This window comes from Pseudomonas sp. W2I6 (assembly GCF_030815935.1).
Taxonomy (GTDB): Bacteria; Pseudomonadota; Gammaproteobacteria; order Pseudomonadales; family Pseudomonadaceae; genus Aquipseudomonas.
This window is the reverse complement of sequence record NZ_JAUSXJ010000001.1, coordinates 2,857,429-2,876,861: the sequence shown is the minus strand read 5'-3', so window position 1 is coordinate 2,876,861 and position 19,433 is coordinate 2,857,429. Positions and strand designations below refer to the sequence as shown.

Annotated in this window: 16 protein-coding genes; 6 read left to right on the top strand and 10 right to left on the bottom strand. The window is 62.1% G+C overall.

The window, feature by feature from the left end; translation table 11 throughout:
• Window positions 1-11: 11 nt before the first annotated feature.
• Both QF039_RS13560 and QF039_RS13555 read left to right on the top strand, forming a co-directional pair.
• A complete protein-coding gene (locus QF039_RS13560) occupies window positions 12-326 on the top strand; it encodes an isochorismate lyase (RefSeq protein WP_003218417.1) in 315 nt (104 codons plus the stop codon).
• Entirely contained in the window at window positions 319-1,728 is a 1,410-nt protein-coding gene (locus QF039_RS13555; protein WP_003218416.1) for an isochorismate synthase, read from the top strand. The genes QF039_RS13560 and QF039_RS13555 overlap by 8 nt, the downstream gene beginning before the upstream one ends.
• Before the next feature lie 47 nt (window positions 1,729-1,775).
• On the opposite strand, the gene efeO (QF039_RS13550) is transcribed toward QF039_RS13555, so the two are convergent.
• Genes efeO (QF039_RS13550) through efeU form a run of 4 tightly spaced genes read right to left on the bottom strand, consistent with a single transcriptional unit; the run spans window position 1,776 to window position 6,005 of the window.
• Window positions 1,776-2,594 (bottom strand): iron uptake system protein EfeO, encoded by an 819-nt coding sequence (gene efeO / locus QF039_RS13550; protein ID WP_003218415.1) that lies wholly within the window; start codon window positions 2,592-2,594, stop codon window positions 1,776-1,778.
• Between the two features lie 27 nt (window positions 2,595-2,621).
• Window positions 2,622-3,929, bottom strand: coding sequence for an iron uptake transporter deferrochelatase/peroxidase subunit (gene efeB / locus QF039_RS13545; RefSeq protein WP_008436218.1), 1,308 nt, complete (start codon window positions 3,927-3,929; stop codon window positions 2,622-2,624).
• Window positions 3,930-3,943: 14 nt separating this feature from the next.
• Window positions 3,944-5,146 (bottom strand): iron uptake system protein EfeO, encoded by a 1,203-nt coding sequence (gene efeO, locus QF039_RS13540; protein WP_008436219.1) that lies wholly within the window; start codon window positions 5,144-5,146, stop codon window positions 3,944-3,946.
• Window positions 5,147-5,156: 10 nt separating this feature from the next.
• Window positions 5,157-6,005: an iron uptake transporter permease EfeU gene (gene efeU, locus QF039_RS13535; RefSeq protein WP_003218412.1), complete on the bottom strand. Its 849-nt coding sequence runs from the start codon at window positions 6,003-6,005 to the stop codon at window positions 5,157-5,159.
• Window positions 6,006-6,173: 168 nt separating this feature from the next.
• On the opposite strand from efeU, the gene QF039_RS13530 reads away from it, so the two are divergent.
• The 4 genes from QF039_RS13530 (at window position 6,174) to QF039_RS13515 (ending at window position 10,587) form a co-directional block, all read left to right on the top strand.
• Window positions 6,174-7,196: an AraC family transcriptional regulator gene (locus QF039_RS13530; RefSeq protein WP_177029192.1), complete on the top strand. Its 1,023-nt coding sequence runs from the start codon at window positions 6,174-6,176 to the stop codon at window positions 7,194-7,196.
• 189 nt (window positions 7,197-7,385) lie between these two features.
• Window positions 7,386-7,934, top strand: coding sequence for a pyridoxal-dependent decarboxylase (locus tag QF039_RS13525; protein WP_307518805.1), 549 nt, complete (start codon window positions 7,386-7,388; stop codon window positions 7,932-7,934).
• Window positions 7,864-8,817, top strand: coding sequence for a glutamate decarboxylase (locus tag QF039_RS13520; RefSeq protein WP_307518803.1), 954 nt, complete (start codon window positions 7,864-7,866; stop codon window positions 8,815-8,817). Before QF039_RS13525 ends, QF039_RS13520 begins: the two co-directional genes overlap by 71 nt.
• Before the next feature lie 69 nt (window positions 8,818-8,886).
• Window positions 8,887-10,587 carry an aspartate:alanine exchanger family transporter gene (locus tag QF039_RS13515; RefSeq protein WP_177019845.1) on the top strand — a complete coding sequence of 567 codons (1,701 nt, stop codon included), beginning with the start codon at window positions 8,887-8,889 and terminating at the stop codon, window positions 10,585-10,587.
• A gap of 932 nt (window positions 10,588-11,519) precedes the next feature.
• Here QF039_RS13515 and QF039_RS13510 read toward each other — a convergent pair.
• The 6 genes from QF039_RS13510 to QF039_RS13485 all read right to left on the bottom strand — a co-directional run bounded on the left by QF039_RS13510 (window position 11,520) and on the right by QF039_RS13485 (window position 19,415).
• A complete protein-coding gene (locus QF039_RS13510) occupies window positions 11,520-12,935 on the bottom strand; it encodes an efflux transporter outer membrane subunit (RefSeq protein WP_102604616.1) in 1,416 nt (471 codons plus the stop codon).
• Complete coding sequence (locus QF039_RS13505) at window positions 12,932-16,111, bottom strand: efflux RND transporter permease subunit (RefSeq protein ID WP_003210869.1); 3,180 nt, start codon at window positions 16,109-16,111, stop codon at window positions 12,932-12,934. Before QF039_RS13505 ends, QF039_RS13510 begins: the two co-directional genes overlap by 4 nt.
• A gap of 15 nt (window positions 16,112-16,126) precedes the next feature.
• Entirely contained in the window at window positions 16,127-17,368 is a 1,242-nt protein-coding gene (gene mexE, locus QF039_RS13500) for a multidrug efflux RND transporter periplasmic adaptor subunit MexE (protein WP_008433857.1), read from the bottom strand.
• 225 nt (window positions 17,369-17,593) lie between these two features.
• Window positions 17,594-18,004: a DUF3757 domain-containing protein gene (locus tag QF039_RS13495; protein ID WP_307518795.1), complete on the bottom strand. Its 411-nt coding sequence runs from the start codon at window positions 18,002-18,004 to the stop codon at window positions 17,594-17,596.
• A 68-nt stretch (window positions 18,005-18,072) separates the two neighbouring features.
• Window positions 18,073-18,459: a cupin domain-containing protein gene (locus tag QF039_RS13490; RefSeq protein ID WP_177009926.1), complete on the bottom strand. Its 387-nt coding sequence runs from the start codon at window positions 18,457-18,459 to the stop codon at window positions 18,073-18,075.
• A 32-nt stretch (window positions 18,460-18,491) separates the two neighbouring features.
• Window positions 18,492-19,415 (bottom strand): LysR family transcriptional regulator, encoded by a 924-nt coding sequence (locus tag QF039_RS13485; RefSeq protein WP_177020809.1) that lies wholly within the window; start codon window positions 19,413-19,415, stop codon window positions 18,492-18,494.
• Between the last annotated feature and the right edge of the window lie 18 nt (window positions 19,416-19,433).

Sequence of the window (19,433 nt, the reverse complement as noted above, 5' to 3'; positions counted from 1 at the left end):
CGGAGAATCCTATGAAAACACCTGAGCAGTGCAGCGGGCTGGAAGACGTCCGCCTGGGTATCGACACGTTGGACGAACAGATCATCCGCGCTCTCGGCCAGCGGTTGGCCTATGTGAAAGCTGCGGCGCAGTTCAAGCCTGACGAAGCCAGCATCGCCGCCCCCGAGCGGGTGGCCGCCATGCTGCCCCATCGCCGCCGCTGGGCCGAGCGCGAAGGGTTGGACCCGATGTTCGTGGTCCCGCTGTTTGCGCAGATCATCCAATGGAATATCGACCAGCAAGTGCGCCACTGGCGCCAGCAGCATCAAGGAGCGGAGCATGAGTGAACGTCTGCCGGGATTGCTTCAGGCGCTGACCGAGGGCGAACGCCTGGCGCGCGAGAAGGGCGGCGCAGTGCTGGTGGTGTTCAGCCTGGCCTCGGAGCGCCTGGACCCGCTGCGGTTATTTGCCGCCAACCGCCAGGTACTCGGGCAAAGCCTGTTCTGGTCAAGTGACCGGGGCGCACTGGCCATGGCCGGCTTTGGTTGTACCGAGGAAATCAGCCCCGGGGCCGATGACCGCTTCAACGCCAGTGCCCTGGCGTGGCAGGCGTTGCTCAGCCAGGCCCATCAGGTGGGGCCGCGCCAGCCGTTGCTGTGTGGCGGCTTTGCGTTTGACCCGAAGGGCCCACGCTCGCTCAAATGGCAGTCATTCGCCGCCACCTCCCTGGTGCTGCCGCGCATCCTGCTGCTGCGGGAAGCCGAGCAACATCATGTGATCTTCAGCCAGTGGCTGGAGCCCGGGGCGGACGCGGTGCGTTGCGCCCAGAGCCTGGAAACCCAGTGGACGTTGCTTCTGTCCCGCTACGCCAGTGCGCCACGCCAGGAGATTCCCCTCGGCACACCGAGCGACGAAAACACCATCAGCGCGCAGCAATGGCAAGACACCGTGGCGACGGCCGTGCAGCGCATCAACGCCGGCGACCTGCGCAAGGTGGTGCTGGCCCGCGAAGTGCGGTTGACCACCTCACGGACGATCCCCTGTGGCCCGCTGCTGGAAAACCTCAAGGCGGCCTATCCCCAGGCGTACCTGTTTGCGTTCAGCCGTGGTGACAGCTGCTTTCTCGGCGCAACGCCGGAGCGGCTGGTGCGGGTGACTCGTGGCACGCTGAACACGGTGGCGTTGGCCGGTACTTGCCCGCGTGGTCGTCACGAGCAGCACGATGCCGAACTTGGCCAGGCCTTGATGGACAGCCCCAAGGACCGCCACGAACACACCCTGGTGGTTCAAACCCTGCGCGAAGCATTGCAGCCCTATTGCGCGATGCTCGACATTGCCAGCCAGCCGCAGTTGCACCGGCTGGCCAACGTGCAGCACCTGTTGACGCCGGTGATGGGCCGCTTGCATCCCCAGGTGCAATTGCTGCAACTGGTGCAGGCCCTGCACCCGACGCCGGCGGTGGGTGGCTTGCCGCGACGTGAGGCGATGGCCTATATCCGAGAGCACGAGCAGCTCGACCGTGGCTGGTACGCAGCGCCAGTGGGCTGGATGAATGCGCAGGGTGATGGTGAATTTGCCGTGGCGTTGCGCTCGGCGTTGATCAGAGGCTGTGAGGCGCACCTGTTCGCTGGCTGCGGCATTGTCGCCGAGTCGGATCCCGGGAGTGAGTACGAGGAAACGTGCTTGAAGCTGCGGACTATCCGCGATGCCTTGCGGCCTTCGGACGGAGTGCAGGTGGCGTCAGCCTGAGGAAGGCTCTCGCCCGGCAGGCCGGGCGAGAGCATGCAGCGTCTGGATCAGTTCAAGCCAAGCTTGCCACGCAGTGTGGACAGGTCTTCCGCCAGGGTATTGACCGGGCCAACCAGGGCTTTGCGGTCGGCTTCCTTGACCTTGTCGTAGGTCTCGAAACCGCCATCCTTGGTTTTGTACTTGGCCAGGATCTTGTCCACGGTGGCGAAGTTCTTGTCGACTTTGGCAACGAAGGCCTTGTCTTGCTTCTCGATCTGCGGACGGAACAGGTCGACGATTTTCTTCGCGCCGTCGATGTTGCCCTGGAAGTCATACAGGTCGGTGTGGCTGTAGCGGTCTTCTTCACCGGAGATCTTGGTCGCGGCGACTTCTTCCAGCAGAGCAGCAGCACCACCCACGACTTTTTCCGGCGGGAAGGTCAGGCCGTCCACGCGGGTTTTCAGGTCCAGTACGTCGCTGTTGAGCTTGTCCGCCAGGGCGTCGAGGCCTTTGGTGGTGTTCTCGGAGAACAGGCTGTACTCGATGCGGTGGAAGCCGGTGAAGTCTTCGGCTTTCACGCCTTTCTCGTGGTCGTCCACGCGGGAGTCGATGGAGGCGTCGAGGTCGCTGAACAGTTCGGCGATCGGCTCGATCGACTCATAGTGCACGCGGGTTGGCGCGTACAGCTTCTTGGCGGTCGCCAGGTCGCCTTTTTTCACGGCGTCGGTGAACGCCTGGGTCTGGGTGACCAGCTCGCCGATTTCTTCGGTGACATAGATCTTGTAGTCCGACACCGGCCCTACCAGGTCCAGCGGCGCGGTGGCGGCGAAGGCGGCCAGCGGCGAAAGGCTCATTAACAACGACAATGCGAGAGACGACTTCTTCATGGGACGATTTCCGCTCTGGGGTTTGTTTTAGGTTTTGGCAGTGGTTTGTGGATGTGTCGCATCAAGCAGCGTGCGCCCGATGAAATCCTGGGCCCCGGTGACGCCTGGCAAGGTGAAGAAGTAACCGCCGCCAACCGGCTTCAGGTATTCCTCCAGAGGCTCGCCGTTGAGCCGGGTTTGCACGCTGATAAAGCCTTTCTCCAGGTCAGCCTGGTAGCAGATGAACAACAGCCCCATGTCCAGCTGACCGTTTTTGTTGACGCCGTTGGAGTAGTTGAACGGCCGGCGCAGGATCAGGTTGGCCTGGGTCTGTGCAGTACGCGGGTTGGCCAGGCGGATGTGGGCATCGAGCTTGGTCAACTTGCCTTCCGGGTCCTTGCTGTAGTCCGGGACCTGGGTTTCTTTCTGGCCATCCATGGGCGCGCCACTGGTCTTGATCCGGCCAATGATGCTTTCTTGCTCTTGCAGCGGGGTGCGGTCCCAGCGTTCGACGAAGTTGCGGATGATCCGCACCGCCTGGTAGCTGCCGTTGGCGGCCCAGGCCGGTTCGTCGCTGCCTGGCTGGACCCACACAATCTGATCCATCGCCTTGTTGTCGTTGGAGTTCGGGTTGGCCGAACCGTCGCGAAAACCGAGGAAGTTGCGCGCGCTTTGCGCCGGCTCGCCGGGGCGGGCAGGGGCCTGGGGCGGCACGCTGCCTTCCTGCTTCCAGCGCACCAGCAGCAGGTCCGGCAGGTTTTTCACGATATCGCGCAGGGCGTGGATATTGGTGTCCGGGGTGTTGGAGCTGAACTGCAGGCTCAGGTCGCCGTGGCACTGCGCCGGTTCCAGTGCATCGTTGGGGAAACCGACCATGCGGATCAGGCGCTTGGGCTTGGCCGCGGCCAGGCCGAAGCGTTCGTCGAACAGCGACTCGCCCACCGATACGGTGATGGTCAGGTTGTCCGGTGTCACCACCGGGCCGAGGATGCCGGAGTCGGTGGGGGGCAGTTTCGGGTCGACTTGCACCACGGTGCCGCCGGTCATCAGGAACGCGATACGCTCGTTCAGGGTGCGGAACAGCCGCTCCAGGTCCTCGCGGTCGCTGGCCAACACGTCGAATGCCACCAGCATACCGCAGGCCGGGCGCGGAGTGACGATGCCGGTCTGGTGCTTGCCATGGAAATCGTGGTGGTCCTGGGTCTTTTCACTGCTTGGCGCGGTGGTCACTTGTGCCGCCGCGTTGGCAGCCATTGCCGGGCAGCTCAGGCTGCTGCCGGCAATGGCCGCGCCAGTGGCGGCCATACCCAGCAATACACGACGACGCTGGGCGGAAAATTGTTCTGAATCACTCATGTCTACGGTCGTCTTCACTTCAGGCCGGAAAGGCCAAGGGCGGGGTCGATTCCATCGAGTGCAACGGCCAGAGCCTTGGCCTTGTCGGCGATCTGCTTGCGCTGATCGGCGGTAACGCTGTCATACGAGGCGTAGCGGCCATCGACTTTCAAACCGTTGAGTTCGGCATCGAGGGCGGTGATCGCGCTGTCGATCCCCGGCAGCAATTGCGCGGCAGATTTGGTCAGCAGCGGGCGCATCAGGTCGACCACTTTGCGGGCGGCGTCCAGGTTGGCGGCGAAGCCGTTGAGGTCGGTATGGCTGTAGCGTTCTTCCTCACCGCTGGCGGCACGTACGTCGGCCAGGCTGTTGAGGTTGCGCACCACGATGCTCACCAGTTGCTCCGGCGGCAGCGACTGGGCCAGCAGCTGTTGCTTGAGGCTGGTGACGTCGGTGACCAGGCGCTGGGCAATCGGCGCCAGGCCGTCGAGATTGCGTTGCTGGAACAGGCCGTATTCGAGACGGTGGAAGCCGCTGAAGGCCGGGTCCTGCTCGCGCTTTTCAAAGTAGTCGGCGCGGGCGTTGATCGCGTTGTCCAGTTCCGCCAGGCGTTGCGAGGCCGGGGCCAGGCGCTGGTAAGCCTCGCGGGCCGGTACGTAAAGCGCCTGGGCCTGGGCGAGGTCGCCGGCTTCGATGGCTTGGTCCAGCGCGGTAACGGCCTTGACCAGGGCGCTACCCTGGCTGCTCAGGTACACGCGGAACTCCGACAGCGGGCCGATAAACGCGACCATCGACGGCTTGGCCTTGGCTTGGGCGTCAGACTCGGCAGTCGGTGTCACCTTCAAGGTGCCACGCGGGTTGCTCAGCAGGCCGCAGGTGATCTGGTAGTCGCCGGGCAGCAGGTTGGCGTTGATCACCTGGCTCAGGCCCGGGGCGATGTTCTCGCGCTCTTCGACCACCAGCACGCCGTCGAGGATTTCCCATTCCACGGCACGGTCCGAGCGGTTGATGATGCGGAAGCTGGCGCGTCCGGCCGGTACCGTCAGCGCATTCGGCTCGCAGCTGTGGGCGTGGATGGTGACGGCGATTTCATTGTGGTTGGCCTGGCGCTTGGAGGCGGCCAGTTGCGAGGCGTAGTAGAACAGGCCACCGGCGGCGATCATCACGACCACCGAGCCGCCCACCGCCCAGCGCAAGGCGCGGGAGGGCGGAGCCGGTTGAGGGGTTTGGTTGGACAAGAGGCGGTCCTTACTGGCTGGAAACGGAAGAGGTTGTGCGGGTAGCCGGCTTGCTCGGCGGCGCCGGCAGGAAGAACATCACCAGGGCCACCACCAGGTAAATCAGGTAGGCACCGAGGGTGCTGATGGTCGGGGCGTCCTGATAGCCGAACATGCCGGCCAGCACCGAGCCCAGCGGGCCATCCATCGGCAGCGTCGCGCTGAAATCGAACAGTACGGTTTGCAGGTGGTTCCATACCCCGGCTTCGTGCAGGGCTTGTACCGAGTTGGCGAGGATGCCGGCGGCCACCACCAGGATGAACAGGCCGGTCCAGCGGAAGAACGCACCGAGGTTCAGGCGCATGCTGCCGGTGTAGATCAGGAAGCCGACGATGATCGCCAGGATCAGGCCGAGCAGGGCGCCAATCGGCGCGCCCGGACCTTCGCTTTGCTGGAACACGGCCAGCAGGAAGAACACGGTTTCCAGGCCTTCACGGGCCACGGCGAAAAACACCATGGCGATCAGCGCGGTGACCTGGTGTTTGGAGCCGGCCAGGGCATGATCGAGGGATTCATGCAGGGAATGCTTGATGGAGCGCGCGACCTTGCGCATCCAGAACACCATGGAGCTGAGAATGCCCACGGCCACCAGGCCGACGATGCCTTCGAACAGTTCCTGTTGTTTCTGCGGGAATTCGGCACTCACCAGTTCCAGGCCACCGCCGACCAGCAGCGCGAGGGCCGCTGCCAGAAATACGCCGATCCACACTGCGGGCATGTACTGGCCACGGCCAGTTTGCTTGAGATAGCTGGCAATAATGCCAACGATCAAGGCGGCTTCTATGCCTTCGCGCAGCATGATTAAAAAGGGAACAAGCATTCGGCACCGAATCGTCACTAGATAGGATGCTAAGTTGTAACATAATGATACTCATTACTAAACAGGGAATATTGACCTTTACTGAACCTTGACTGAACGGTGGTGGCAAACCGCATCCGACACTAGAATGCGCGGCATCGTCCCAGCCACCGGATTGCGCCATTCCCCATGTCGGAAAAAGACACGATTTCCATCCAACTGGTCCGCGAAGCCCTGTTGCAGAGCTGTGCGCCGGGTGCGGCGAGCGATGAAGTGTTGACCAAGGTCGGGATTGATCCAGCACTGCTGGGCCAGCCAACCGCACGCGTCCCGGCAACCGCTTACGCACGCTTATGGCGCTTGCTGGCACGGCGAATGGACGATGAATTCTTTGGCATGGACCCGCGCAAGCTCAAGTCCGGCAGCCTGGAGTTCCTCTGCCGGGCCTCCATGGCACAACCGAGCCTGGCCACTGCGCTGGAAACCGGCCTGGGGTTCCTGTCACTGATGCTCGAGCGCATGCCGGCGCAACTGGTTCGCCAGCAGAGCCTGGCGGAAATCGTCCTGTTGGAGCCGGAGCCCGCACCCAGGCGCGCCTTCACCTATTTCGCCTACTGGATGATCGTCCACGGCGTCGCCTGCTGGCTGGCTGGGCGCCGGATCCCGATCCTGGCGATTGAACTGCGTTGCCCGCAGCCGGACTTCTGCGACGACTACCAGGTGATGTTTTCCGACAACCTGCGCTTTGACCGGCCGCGTACCCGGATGATCTTTTCCGCCGACTGCCTCGACCTGCCGATCAAGCGCAGCCCGGAGGAGCTCAAGCGCTTCCTGGCCCATGCGCCGGCCAACATCCTGGTCAAATACCGCGACCCGGACAGCCTTGCCACCCGCATCAAGACCGACCTGCGGCACATGCCCGCCGACACCTGGCCGGAAACCGAAGGCCTGGCCGCATCCCTGTGCATCTCGGCCTCGACCCTGCGCCGGCGCCTGGCGGAAGAAGGGCAGACCTACCAGGGCCTCAAGGACAGCGTGCGCAAGGAGCTGGCGATCGTCTGGCTGGCCGATTCCGACATCAGCTTTGCCGAGATCGCCACCCGCCTGGGGTTTGCCGATGCCAGCTCGTTCTACAAGGCGTTTCGCAAGTGGTCGGGCTCCAACCCCGGGCACTATCGCAGCCTGATATTGAACGAAGCACTGAGCCAGTAGGTCACTGCCAGGCACCCCCGGCACGTTTGCCTGCTTATCCACGCCTTTAATGATCTGGGTCACTTTCCTGCGCCGCCGTGCGTGTGATATTCGGCGCCACCGCTCCATCGTTCGTTTCCTGACGCAGCCTGATCGGCATTTGTCGCGATCAACGTCTACGCCATTTCCCTCATTCAAGAGCAGGATTTCATGGCACTTCACAGAACCGTAGAGACCCAGGACCAAGCCATCGAAGACGTCTATTCGAGTGGCTCCGCCCAGCACAAACTGCCCAAGTACCGCCTCCCGGACCACTCGACCACGCCGTCGGCCGCCTACAACCTGGTGCGCGACGAACTGCTGCTGGATGGCAATTCCCGGCAAAACCTGGCGACCTTCTGCACCACCTGGGTCGAGCCCGAAGTGCAGCAGTTGATGGCCGATGCCCTCGACAAAAACATGATCGACAAGGATGAGTACCCGCAGACGGCCGAGATCGAAAACCGTTGCGTGCACATCATTGCCGACCTGTGGCACGCGCCGAAATCGTGGCAAACCGTGGGTTGCTCCACCACCGGTTCCAGCGAAGCGGCGATGCTTGGCGGCCTGGCACTGAAGTGGAGCTGGAAGAAAACGCCGGGAAGCGGCGGGGCTGCCCACCGACAAACCGAATTTCGTGTGCGGCCCGGTGCAGATCTGCTGGAAGAAATTCGCCCGTTATTTCGATGTGGAAATTCGCGAAGTGCCGTTGCGCGGTGACGCATTGGGCCTGCGCCCGGCCGACCTGCGGGAATATTGCGACGAAAACACCATCGGTGTCGTCGCGACCCTGGGCGTAACCTTCACCGGGATCTACGAACCGGTCGCAGCCCTGGCGGCCGAGCTGGACTCGATGCAACGTGACCTCGGCCTGGATATCCCGATCCATGTCGACGCGGCGAGCGGCGGGTTTATCGCCCCGTTCATCCAGCAAGAGCTGCAATGGGATTTTGTGATCGAGCGCGTCAAGTCCATCAACGCTTCCGGCCACAAGTACGGCCTGGCGCCGCTGGGCGTCGGCTGGGTTATCTGGCGCTCCACCGAAGACTTGCCGGAAGAGTTGATCTTCTACGTCGACTACCTGGGCGGCAACATGGCGACCTTTGCCCTGAACTTCAGCCGGCCCGGCGGTGAAATCATCGCCCAGTACTACAACTTCCTGCGGCTGGGGCGCGACGGCTACACGCGGATTCAACAAGCGTGCTCCGACACGGCGCAATGGCTGGCCTCGGAAATCACCAAGTTTGCCCCGCTGGAACTGGTGTACGACGGCAAGGATGGGCTGCCGGCGGTCTGCTACAAGCTCAAGGACGGCGTCGACCACGGCTTCAGCCTCTACGACCTGTCGGAGCGCGTGCGCATGCGCGGCTGGCAGATCGCGTCATACCCGTTGCCGTCCGATCGGCAGAACGTCGTGGTACAGCGCATCCTCGTACGGCATGGCGTGAGCCGTGACCTGGTGGCGTTGCTGCTGGAAGACCTGCGCAAGGCCGTTGCCCACCTGCAGAAAAACCCGGTGGAGCATTCCGACGCGGGCCCCAGCTTCAGCCATGGCGCCATCGCCGACCCGGTCATCCCGGCCGACACCCCGAACCTCGACTGAACGCACTGAACACTCACCGGGCCTCGAGGCCCGGTGCCTTTAGCGTTGCATCGCCAGGTACGAATCATCGTGACTGCCTTCTTTACTTTCCTGCACGACAACCCCTACATCCTGCTGTTCCTGGTGGTTGGCCTGTCCGTCTGGGTCGGGCGCGGCACCATCAAGGGTTATGGCCTGGGCGCGGTGGCCGGGGCCATCGTGATCGGCTGCGCGATTGCGACGTGGGCGTCTTACTACGGCGTGCATTTCGAACTCGATAACTTTACCAAGAGCCTGTTTTATTACCTGTTCATGTACGGCGTCGGGCTGCGGGTCGGGCCTTCGTTCATCAACAGTCTCAAGGGTGATGGCCTGAAATTCACCTTCCTGGCGATCCTGTCCTCGTTCCTCGGGCTGGGTATCGTGGTGCTCGGCGTGCGGCTGTTATCCCTGCCGGTGGGCGCGGCGGGCGGGATTCTTGCCGGTTCGCAAACCATGTCGGCGGCGATTGGCTCCGCCGAACAGGCGATTACCTCGGGCGTGGTGCCGCTGCCACCGGGCACCACTGCGGCGGCGGCCACCGCGATGATCGCGCTGTCTTACGGCATCACCTACATCTGGGGCACGGTCGGCATCATCCTGATCTGCAAATACCTGCCGCGCTGGTGGGGTGTGGATGCGCGCAAGGCGGCCAAGGAATTCGAGGTGGAGCACGGTGTGCCGAACGTCGACGATGCCGGGCTCAGTGGGTATCGGCCGTTTGACCTGCGGGCCTATCGCCTGGTGAACCCGGAGCTGGTGGGGCAGAGCATCGCGCAGTTTCGCCAGCGCTTTGCGTTGTACCAGATCGAGAACGTCGAGCGTGGTGAAGAGTTGCTGGGGGCTGATCCGACGCTGGTGTTGCAACTCGGCGATGTGATCGCCCTGGGCGGCAGCCTGGATGCGCTGACCGATCACATGGGCCTGATCGGGCCGGAAGTACCGGATGCCCGGGCGTTGAATATACCGCTGGATGAGGCGGTGATTCTGGTGACTCACAAGGATGCCGTGGGCAGGGCGCTCAAGGAATTCAGCCAGTCGCCGATTGCCGGTCAGGTGCAGTTGGTGGGGATTGAGCGGGGTGGAGCGCCGATCCCGGTGGGGCTGGAAACGCGGTTGCAGCGCCTGGATGTGATGCACTTGATTGGCTTGCGCAGTGCCATCGACAAGGCCACGGCGTTGCTGGGCAAGGCGGGGCGGGCGAGTACGGCGACGGATTTGCTGACGCTGTCGCTGGGTATGGTGCTGGGGTTGTTGATCGGGCTGATTCAGGTGCCGGCGTTCGGTGCGGCGGTGGGGCTGGGCAATGCGGGCGGGTTGCTGGTGTCGGGGATTATCGTCTCGTCGCTGGTGTCGCGGGTGCGGTTTTTTGGGAATACCCCGAATGCGGCGCGCAACATTCTGGAGGACATGGGGTTGATATTCTTTGTCGCGATTGTGGGGGTGAATGCGGGGGCTAACCTGGTTTCGCAGATTAGCGCGATCATTGCGTTGAAGATCTTTTTGCTTGGGTTCGTGGCTTGTACGATTCCACCGTTTATTGTTTGGGCTGTGGGTTTTCATGTGTTCAAGATCAACCCGGCGATTCTCATGGGCGGTGTTGCGGGGGCGCGGAGTCACTCGGGGCCGGCGCGGGAGGCGGCCAAGGAAATTGATAGTACGGTGCCGTGGATCGGGTTTCCGGTGGCGTATGCGGTGTCGGGGATTTTGCTCACGGTGTTTGGGTATTTTGCCATGGTGCTGGCGCGGTAGCTGTATTGGGTACATATCCGTTGCTGCGGTAACGGCCACTTATGGTTCCGCTCTTACAGCGGGTCACTTTTGGCAAACGCCCGGAATGCCGGCCCAGCCAAAAGTAACCAAAAGGTCTTTGCCCCACCACTCGGTGCCTCGCCTAGGCTCGGCATGCCCGCACTCCGGCCCGGTTCCGCGGGCCGCCGCGACGGGCCATCCATGGCCCGGCGCGGCTAAACCGGCATCCTTGCCGGTTTACCCGCTCCACCGTGCCTGCTTGCGGCCATCGTGGTTGACGGGGCCCGCAGATCAAAATCAAAAGCAAGAGCACGGCGGCCTGAAAGCCGACCTGAGTGTTAAAAGCAAAAGCAAAGACCAGAGCGAAAACAGAGCTGCTTTTCTGTGGGAGCTGGCTTGCCTGCGATGCAGACACCTCGGTGCATCAGGTACACCCAGTTGATGCTATCGCAGGCAAGCCAGCTCCCACATTTGGACCGTGCCCGCTTTAGCTTTTGATTTGGCTTTTGCTCTTCAACACTCAAGCCGGCCGGGAGGCCGCTGTGCTCTTGCTGTTGATCTTGATTTTGATCTTAGGCGCCCCGTTAAACCACGCTGGCCGAACGCAGGCTTTGGACCGTGGGTAACCCGGCAGGACGCCGGGTTAGCCGTCCTGGGCCAAGGATGGCCCATGACGGCGGCCCACGGTCCAAAGCCGGAGTGAGGGCACACCGAGCCTAGGCGAGGTGCCGAGTGGTGGGGCAAGAGCGTTTTGCTTACTTTTGCGCTTTTCAAAAGTGAGCCGCTGTAAGAGCGGAACCGATATAAGCCATCACCCAAATAACGGATATGCACACACCACAAGCGAGCAAAAAAAAGCCCCGCGACCGAATGACGGCACGGGGCTAAAAATTGGCTGGATGCGACCAACCAAAGGAGCTCTTTAAGTCAAATCACTTGGCACTGGCAATCGTGGTACTCGGCTGCCACCCACCGCCCAACGCCTTGTAGATCGCCACAATCCCGCGATACAGATCCACCTCGGCCTGAGCCTGGGAGTCCTCGGCGGCCAAACGCTCACGCTGCGCGTCCAGCAACACCAGGAAGTCCACCGTCCCTTCGCGGTAACGAATCTCCGCCAGATCCGCAGCAGCCCGGCTCGACTCACTCTGACGAATCAGCGAGACCAACCGCTGCTGGCGTTTGCCGTAATCACTGAAGGCATTCTCCGATTCTTCCAGCGCCAGCAACACCTGCTGCTCATAAGTCGCCAGGGCGCCATCCGCTTCGGCATCCGCACCACGCAACCTTGCCCGCACACTGCCCAGGTCAAACGCCGCCCAGGTAATGCTCGGACCCAGCGACCAGGCATTCGCCGCCGCCGACCCAATCTGCGAACCCCGCCCAGCGGTAAACCCGAGGAACCCACTGAGGCTCACCCGCGGAAACAGATCAGCCTTGGCCACCCCAATCCGCGCCGTGGCGGCTGCCAACTTACGCTCGGCACTGAGAATGTCCGGACGACGTTGCAGCAGTTGCCCCGGATCACCAATCGGCAACGCCTTGGCAATCGCCGGCAAATCTTTCGGGCTCAAATCCACGCTCAACTTGTCCGGCCGCTCACCGAGCAGGGTAGCGATACGATTACGCTCGCGAACTTCCTCGGCCTGCAGCTGCGGCACACTGGCTTCTACAGCCGCCAGACGCGCATCGGCCCGTACCACATCGAGTTGATCGCCCACACCGGCGTCCCGCAGGCTGACGGTGATACCGCGCGAATCCTCCTGGTTCTTCAGGTTGGCCACCGCGATTTTCTCGCGCAGTTGCGCGCCCCGCAGTTGACCGTAAGCGTCCACCAGCTCGGCAATCATCGTGACTTGCAGTTGATACAGGTCTGCCTCGGCAACCTGTTGGTCAGCGTCGCTGGCCTCCAGGTTGCGGCGGATGCGGCCGAACAAGTCCACTTCCCAGGCCATGTCCAGGCCCAGGTCATAACGCTCACTGTTGACGCGTTTGGTGGTCTGGCCCGGAATCTGGCCTTTGCCCACGTCGCTGCTGGCGCGGCTGGTGATCACCGGCATCACGTCATTGGCAGCGTCGTCACGAATCGCCCGGGCTGCCCGCAGGCGGGCAAATGCCACCCGCAGGTCACGGTTACCGTTCAGGGACTGAGTCACCAACTGGTTAAGGGTCGGGTCCTCGAACTGTTGCCACCAGATGCCTTCGAACTTCGCGTGGTCGTACTGCTTGGCGTCGGCGGCGGCCGTTACGTTGGCCGCCTCCAGTGGCTGGGTTTTATAGTCCGGGCCCACGGCACAGGCGCTCAGCGCCAGTACCAGCAAGCTCGGCAAAAATACTTTCACGCTCATTGCTGTGTCTCCAGCTTCAAGGCCTTGGCCGCTTTGCGCGCTTCACCGCGTTCAACAAACCGGCGGATCAGTACATAGAACACTGGCGTCAGCAGCAGACCGAAGAAGGTCACGCCGATCATCCCGGAGAACACCGCCACACCCATGGCATGGCGCATCTCGGCACCGGCACCGCTGGACATCACCAGAGGCACTACACCCATGATGAAGGCGAACGAGGTCATCAGGATCGGCCGCAGACGCAGACGGCAGGCTTCCAGTACCGCAGCGAGCGGATCGAGGCCTTCCTGCTGTTTATCCTTGGCGAACTCGACGATCAGAATCGCGTTCTTACAGGCCAGGCCCACCAGGACGATCAGGCCGATCTGGGTAAAGATGTTGTTGTCGCCGCCAGAGATAATCACCCCGGTGATGGCCGACAACAGGGTCATCGGTACGATCAGGATCACCGCCAGTGGCAGGCTCCAGCTTTCGTATTGGGCGGCCAGTACCAGGAACGCCAGCAGTACGCAGAGCGGGAACACGAACAGCGCAGTGTTGCCCGAGAGGATTTGCTGATAGGTCAGGTCGGTCCACTCGTAGGTCATGCCGTTGGGCAGTTCGTCTTTCAACAGTTTCTCGATCGCCGCCTGGGCCTGGCCGGAGCTGTAGCCCGGTGCGGCGTTGCCGTTGATCTCGGCGGTGATGAAGCCGTTGTAGTGCATCACGCGGTCCGGGCCCGAGGTGTCGCTGACCTTGATGAAGGTCGCCAGGGGAATCATCTCGCCTTTGTTGTTGCGCACTTTCAGCTGGCCGATCTGGTCTTCATCCTGGCGGAACTGTTGCTCAGCCTGCACGTTGACCTGATAGGTGCGCCCGAAGCGGTTGAAGTCGTTGGCATACAACGAGCCCAGGTAGATCTGCAGGGTGTCGAAGATGTCGCTGATCGCCACGCCATGGGTCTTGGCCTTTTCGCGGTCGATGGCAGCATCGACCTGGGGCACGTTGACCGTGTAGCTGGTGAACAGGCCGAACAACTCAGGCACGCCACGGCTCTTGGTAATGATGTTCTGCACTTCTTTGTACAGCTCGTCGTAACCCAGGTTGCCACGGTCTTCGACCTGCAGGCGGAACCCGCCGATCGTACCCAGGCCCTGTACCGGCGGCGGTGGGAAGATCGCCATGTAGGCTTCCTGGATGCTGCTGTACTTGCCATTCAGTGCACCGGCAATCGCACCGGCAGACAGGCTCGGGTCTTTACGCTCATCGAACGGCTTCAAGGTCACGAACACGATGCCGTTGTTCGGGCTGTTGGTAAAACCGTTGATCGACAAGCCGGGGAAGGCGATCGCGCTTTCCACGCCGGGCTGTTTCATGGCGATGTCGGACATGCGCTTGATCACGTCTTCGGTACGGTCCAGGCTCGCGGCGTCCGGCAATTGCGCGAAGGCCACCAGGTATTGCTTGTCCTGGGCCGGTACGAAACCGGTCGGCGTGTGGGCAAAGCCCATCCAGGTCAGGACCATCAGGCCGGCGTACAGGAACAGCGCGATACCACTGCCGCGGATCACCCGGCGTACCGTGCCGACGTAACCATGGCTGGCCTTGTCGAAGAAGCGGTTGAACGGTTTGAACAACCAGCCGCCCAGCATCCTGTCGAGGAACCTGGAGAACCCGTCTTTCGGAGCGTTGTGGCCTTTGAGCAATACCGCTGCCAGTGCGGGCGACAGGGTCAGCGAGTTGAACGCCGAGATCACGGTCGAGATCGCAATGGTCAAGGCGAACTGCTTGTAGAACTGGCCGGTCAAGCCGCTGATAAATGCCGCTGGGATGAACACCGCACACAGTACCAGCGCGGTCGCGATGATCGGGCCGGTTACTTCGCTCATGGCCTTTTCAGTGGCCGGGAACGGTTCCAGGCCCAATTCGATGTTCCGTTCGACGTTCTCCACCACCACGATGGCGTCGTCCACCACGATACCGATCGCCAACACCAGCCCGAACAGCGACAGCGCGTTGAGCGAGAAGCCAAACAGGTGCATCACCGCAAAGGTACCGATCAACGATACCGGCACCGCCACCAATGGAATGATCGACGCACGCCAGGTCTGCAGGAACAGGATCACCACCAGCACCACCAGGATCAGTGCTTCGAACAGGGTGTGAACCACGGCCTCGATGGAGCCACGTACGAAGACGGTAGGGTCATAGGCGATGCGGTAATCCATGCCCTCCGGGAAGCTCTGTTTCAGCTCCGCCATCTTGGCGCGCACTTCATTGGAGATGTCGATTGCGTTGGAGCCCGGGCGCTGGAAGATCGGGATCGCCACGGCCGGCTGGTTGTCGATCAACGAGCGCAGGGCGTACTGGCTGGAACCCAGCTCAACCCGTGCAATGTCCTTCAAACGCGTGATTTCGCCGTTGGCGCCGGCACGGATGACGATATTCTCGAACTCTTCCTCAGTGACCAGTCGGCCCTGGGTGTTGACCGACAGCTGGAAGCTGGTGTCATTCGGCGCAGGTTGCGCGCCCAAGGCACCGGCCGCCACCTGGCGGTTCTGTTCGCGAATGGCCGTGACCACGTCGGTGGCGGTCAGGTTGCGCGAGGCGGTCTTGTTCGGGTCCAGCCACACACGCAGGGAGTAATCGCCCATGCCGAACAGCTGCACATCACCCACGCCGCCCAGCCGTGCCAGCTCATCCTTGATATTGAGGATCGCGTAGTTGGACAGGTAGAGCATGTTGTAGCGCTGGTCGGGGGAGGTGATGTGCACCACCATGGTCAGGTCGGGAGAGGCCTTGTCCACGGTAATACCGATGCGCGTCACTTCCTCGGGCAGTTTTGGCTGAGTCCGGGTTACCCGGTTCTGCACCTGCACCTGCGCGTTGTCCAGGTCGGTGCCCAGGGCGAAGGTGATGGTCAGGGTCAGCTTGCCGTCGGCGGTCGACTGCGAGGACATGTACAGCATGTTCTCGACGCCGGTGATGGCTTGCTCCAGGGGCGCGGCCACGGTTTCACCGATGACCTTGGGGTTGGCGCCCGGGAAGTTGGCACGGACCACGACGGTCGGCGGCACCACTTCCGGGTATTCACTGATCGGCAGCTGGAACAGTGAAATCGCGCCGGCGATCAGGATCAACAGCGACAGCACCGCTGCGAAGATCGGCCGCGAAATGAAGAACTTGGAAAAATTCATCTTGAGTCGTATCCCTTAACCGCGTGGAGTCGCTGTACTTGCGAGCTTGGGCGCGGCTTTATCCGGCGCCACTTGCTCCAGGTTGCTGGCTTCAAGCGCTTGTCGTTGTTGTGCCAAGGCGGCGAGGGTTTCCTTGCTGGCCATCGGGATGGTTTCCGGTGCAACCGGCGACCCCGGGCGAACGCGCTGCAATCCCTTGACGATGATCGTGTCGTCCTTGGTCAGGCCGCTGCGCACGATGCGCAAACCTTCGATCTTCGGACCCAGCTCCACCGCGCGGTAGGCAGGCTTGTCGCCGTCCATCACCAGTACGAACTTCTTGCCCAGGTCGGTGCCCACGGCTTCGTCGCTGATCAGCACGGCGGAGTAGGTGCCACTGCCTACCAGCTTCAGGCGCGCATACAGGCCTGGGGTGTATTCGCCCTTGCTGTTATCAAACACGGCGCGACCACGAATGGTGCCGGTGGCCGGGTTGACCTGGTTGTCGACGAAGTTCATCTGGCCCAGGTGCGGGTTGCCGTCTTCATTGGACAGGCCCAGGTACACCGGGGTGGTCGCGCCACGGCGACCCTGGCGCGCGAGTTCGGTGTACTTGAGGTACACACGTTCATCGGCGTCGAAGTAGGCGTAGACCTTGTCGGTGGACACCACGCTGGTCAGCGCGGTGACATCGGCGGTCACCAGGTTGCCGGCGGTGATCTCGGCACGGCTGACGCGACCGCTGATGGGCGAGCTGACACGGGTGAAGCTCAGGTTCAGCTTGGCCAGGTCCAACTGCGCCTGGATGCCGGCGACAGTCGCATGGGCTTCCTGGGCGGCGGTGGTGCGCGAGTCGGCCAGCTCGGCGGAGATCGCATTGCTCTGGCGCAGGCGTTCGCCGCGCTGGGCTTCGTTATCGCTGCGGGTGGCGGCGGCCTTGGTTTGTGCGAGTTGTGCTTCGAGGCGGCGCACCTCAGCCTGGAATGGGCGTGGGTCGATCTGGAACAACAGGTCGCCCTTCTTGACCAAGGCACCTTCGGTGAAGGCGACCTGATCGATCTGGCCCGACACGCGCGGACGGATCTGCACGGTTTCCGGCGCTTCGAGCCGGCCGGTGAATTCGTCCCACTCATTGACCGGTTGTTCCAGCACCTTGGCCACGCTGACGTGGCTTGGTGGCATGGCGGCTGCCTGTTCGGGCGCTTTGCCGCAGGCGCTCATCACCATCACGGCCAAAATGGCCAAGGGATAGCGCAAATGTTTGAGTGACTGTTCCATGAGGTGCATCCGCCAATGTATTTAAGATGGGCGGATCATGCTCGGCAGGGTGCTATCTCACGAATCGAATGAAACAAAGGTAACTATCATTCGGAATGATATAAGCGTAAAGCGAGCCCTCTAGCATGGGGCTTTCGTTAGGGAGCTATCAATGCTGTTGATGACAAAGGACTGTTGCGCAAGATGCAAGGAACAGCGCGCCGCATAAATTGTCGGGCGTGTCTGCTATTCAAATGTACAGAGCGCCGGGTTGGTTGCCGTGCATTCGTTGCCTGACCATGCGCTGCCCAGAGGCCTGGCATTGACCTGGTTTTTCAGGGTCATGCTTACCGGTTCATGGTTCTGATCCAGGTAGTGGCATGCCACAGACGACTGGCCCTGGCTGCTTTGGATCACCGCCTTTTCAAAGTGGACCTGGTGCAGGTCCTTCTGCTCTGTCATCGGGTTTTGCCTGGTCCATTGCCGACCGTCCGGGCCGGACGCGGTGTAGGCGACCACTTCCCCGGTCGGCGTCTTTTTGTACGTATCTTTAAGGGCATGGGTGGGCGGGCAGGCACCAGTGCCAGCGTAGACGTTGCCCATCAACGCCATCAGGGTAATCACGAGGGCTGAGGTTTTCCTGAGCTGCCTGTTCATCACGCGTGCTCCTGGTCTGGAGTAACTGTGAGGTAAAGACTAGCCCAAACAGGCAACGCCGGAAGGTGCTAAATCCACACGTCGTTGATTGCCGTGCGCTCGCCACCCTCGCTGCCGGTGTTCAGCACGCCGCAGGGTTCGATCAACAGCAACTTCACCTCACCCAATGCGTGCGGCTTGTGCTCGACGCCCTTGGGCACCACGTACATTTCCCCTTGGCCGATGGTCACCGCGCCGTCGCGGAAGTCGATGCGCAGGGTGCCTTCGAGGACGATAAAGGTTTCATCGGTGTCGGCATGGTCGTGCCAGATGAAGTCACCTTCGATCTTCACCACCTTGAACTGGTAGTCGTTCATCTGCGCGACGACCTTGGGCGCCCATTGCTCGCTGAACAGGGCGTATTTCTGGGCGAAGTTGATCGAGGCGTAATTCGTCGAAGCGTGGGAGGCGGGCATTGTAGGTTCCAGGGTTTCAGGACATTGGAGCCTTAAGTTAGGCCTAACGGCCGGCCGGATATTGAATGATCGTGCAGCGACAGCTCATCCACTATCCGCTCGATCAACACCCTGACACGGCGCGGTTGAACCCGTGTCGGCGGATAGATGATGTTCAGCGCGGTACTGCCCAAATCATAGTCAGCCAGCAGCTCGACCAATCGCCCGGCCTCAAGGTCGGCGCGCACGTCCCACACCGATTTCAGGCAAATGCCATGGCCCGCCAGGCACCACTGGCGTACCAGCGCACCGTCGTTCGCCACCCGCCGGCCCTGGACCAGCACCCGATGGGCGTGCCCGTGCCGCTTGAAGGTCCATTCCCGCGAAATATTGATGCCGAAGCGCATCACCAGGCACTCGTGGCGCGTCAGATCCTCGGGGTGTCGGGGCGTACCATTGAGCGCCAGGTAGTGGGGTGACGCACACAGCACGCGACGGTTTTCGCCAATCGGCCTGGCATGCAGGGTGCTGTCCGCCAGCTCGCCGTAGCGCACCGCGAAATCGATGCCCTGGCTCACCGGATCGGCGTAGCCGTCGCTCAGGTTCAGGTCAATGCTGATCTCGGGATGTTCCAGCATGAATGCGGCGAGGATCGGTTCGATGTATTGGCGCCCGAGGTCTTCCGGGGCGCTGAGGCGAATCGGCCCGGACAGGGTGTGGGTGCCATGGCGAATGCTGCTGTGCAGCTCGTTGGCCTCTGCCAGCAAGCGGCGGGCGCCTTCCACCAGCAAGCGGCCTTCGTCCGTCAGGTTGATCGCCCGGGTGGTGCGGTTGAGCAGGCTGGCGCCATAGAAACCCTCCAACTGCGCGAGCCTTTCCGAGACAGAGGCGGGTGACAGTCCCAGCTCTCTACCCGCTGCCGACAGCCCGCCTTTTTCCACAATCAGCAAAAACAACTCAAGGTTCTTCAGCAGCATTGTTCGGTATTTCCGAAA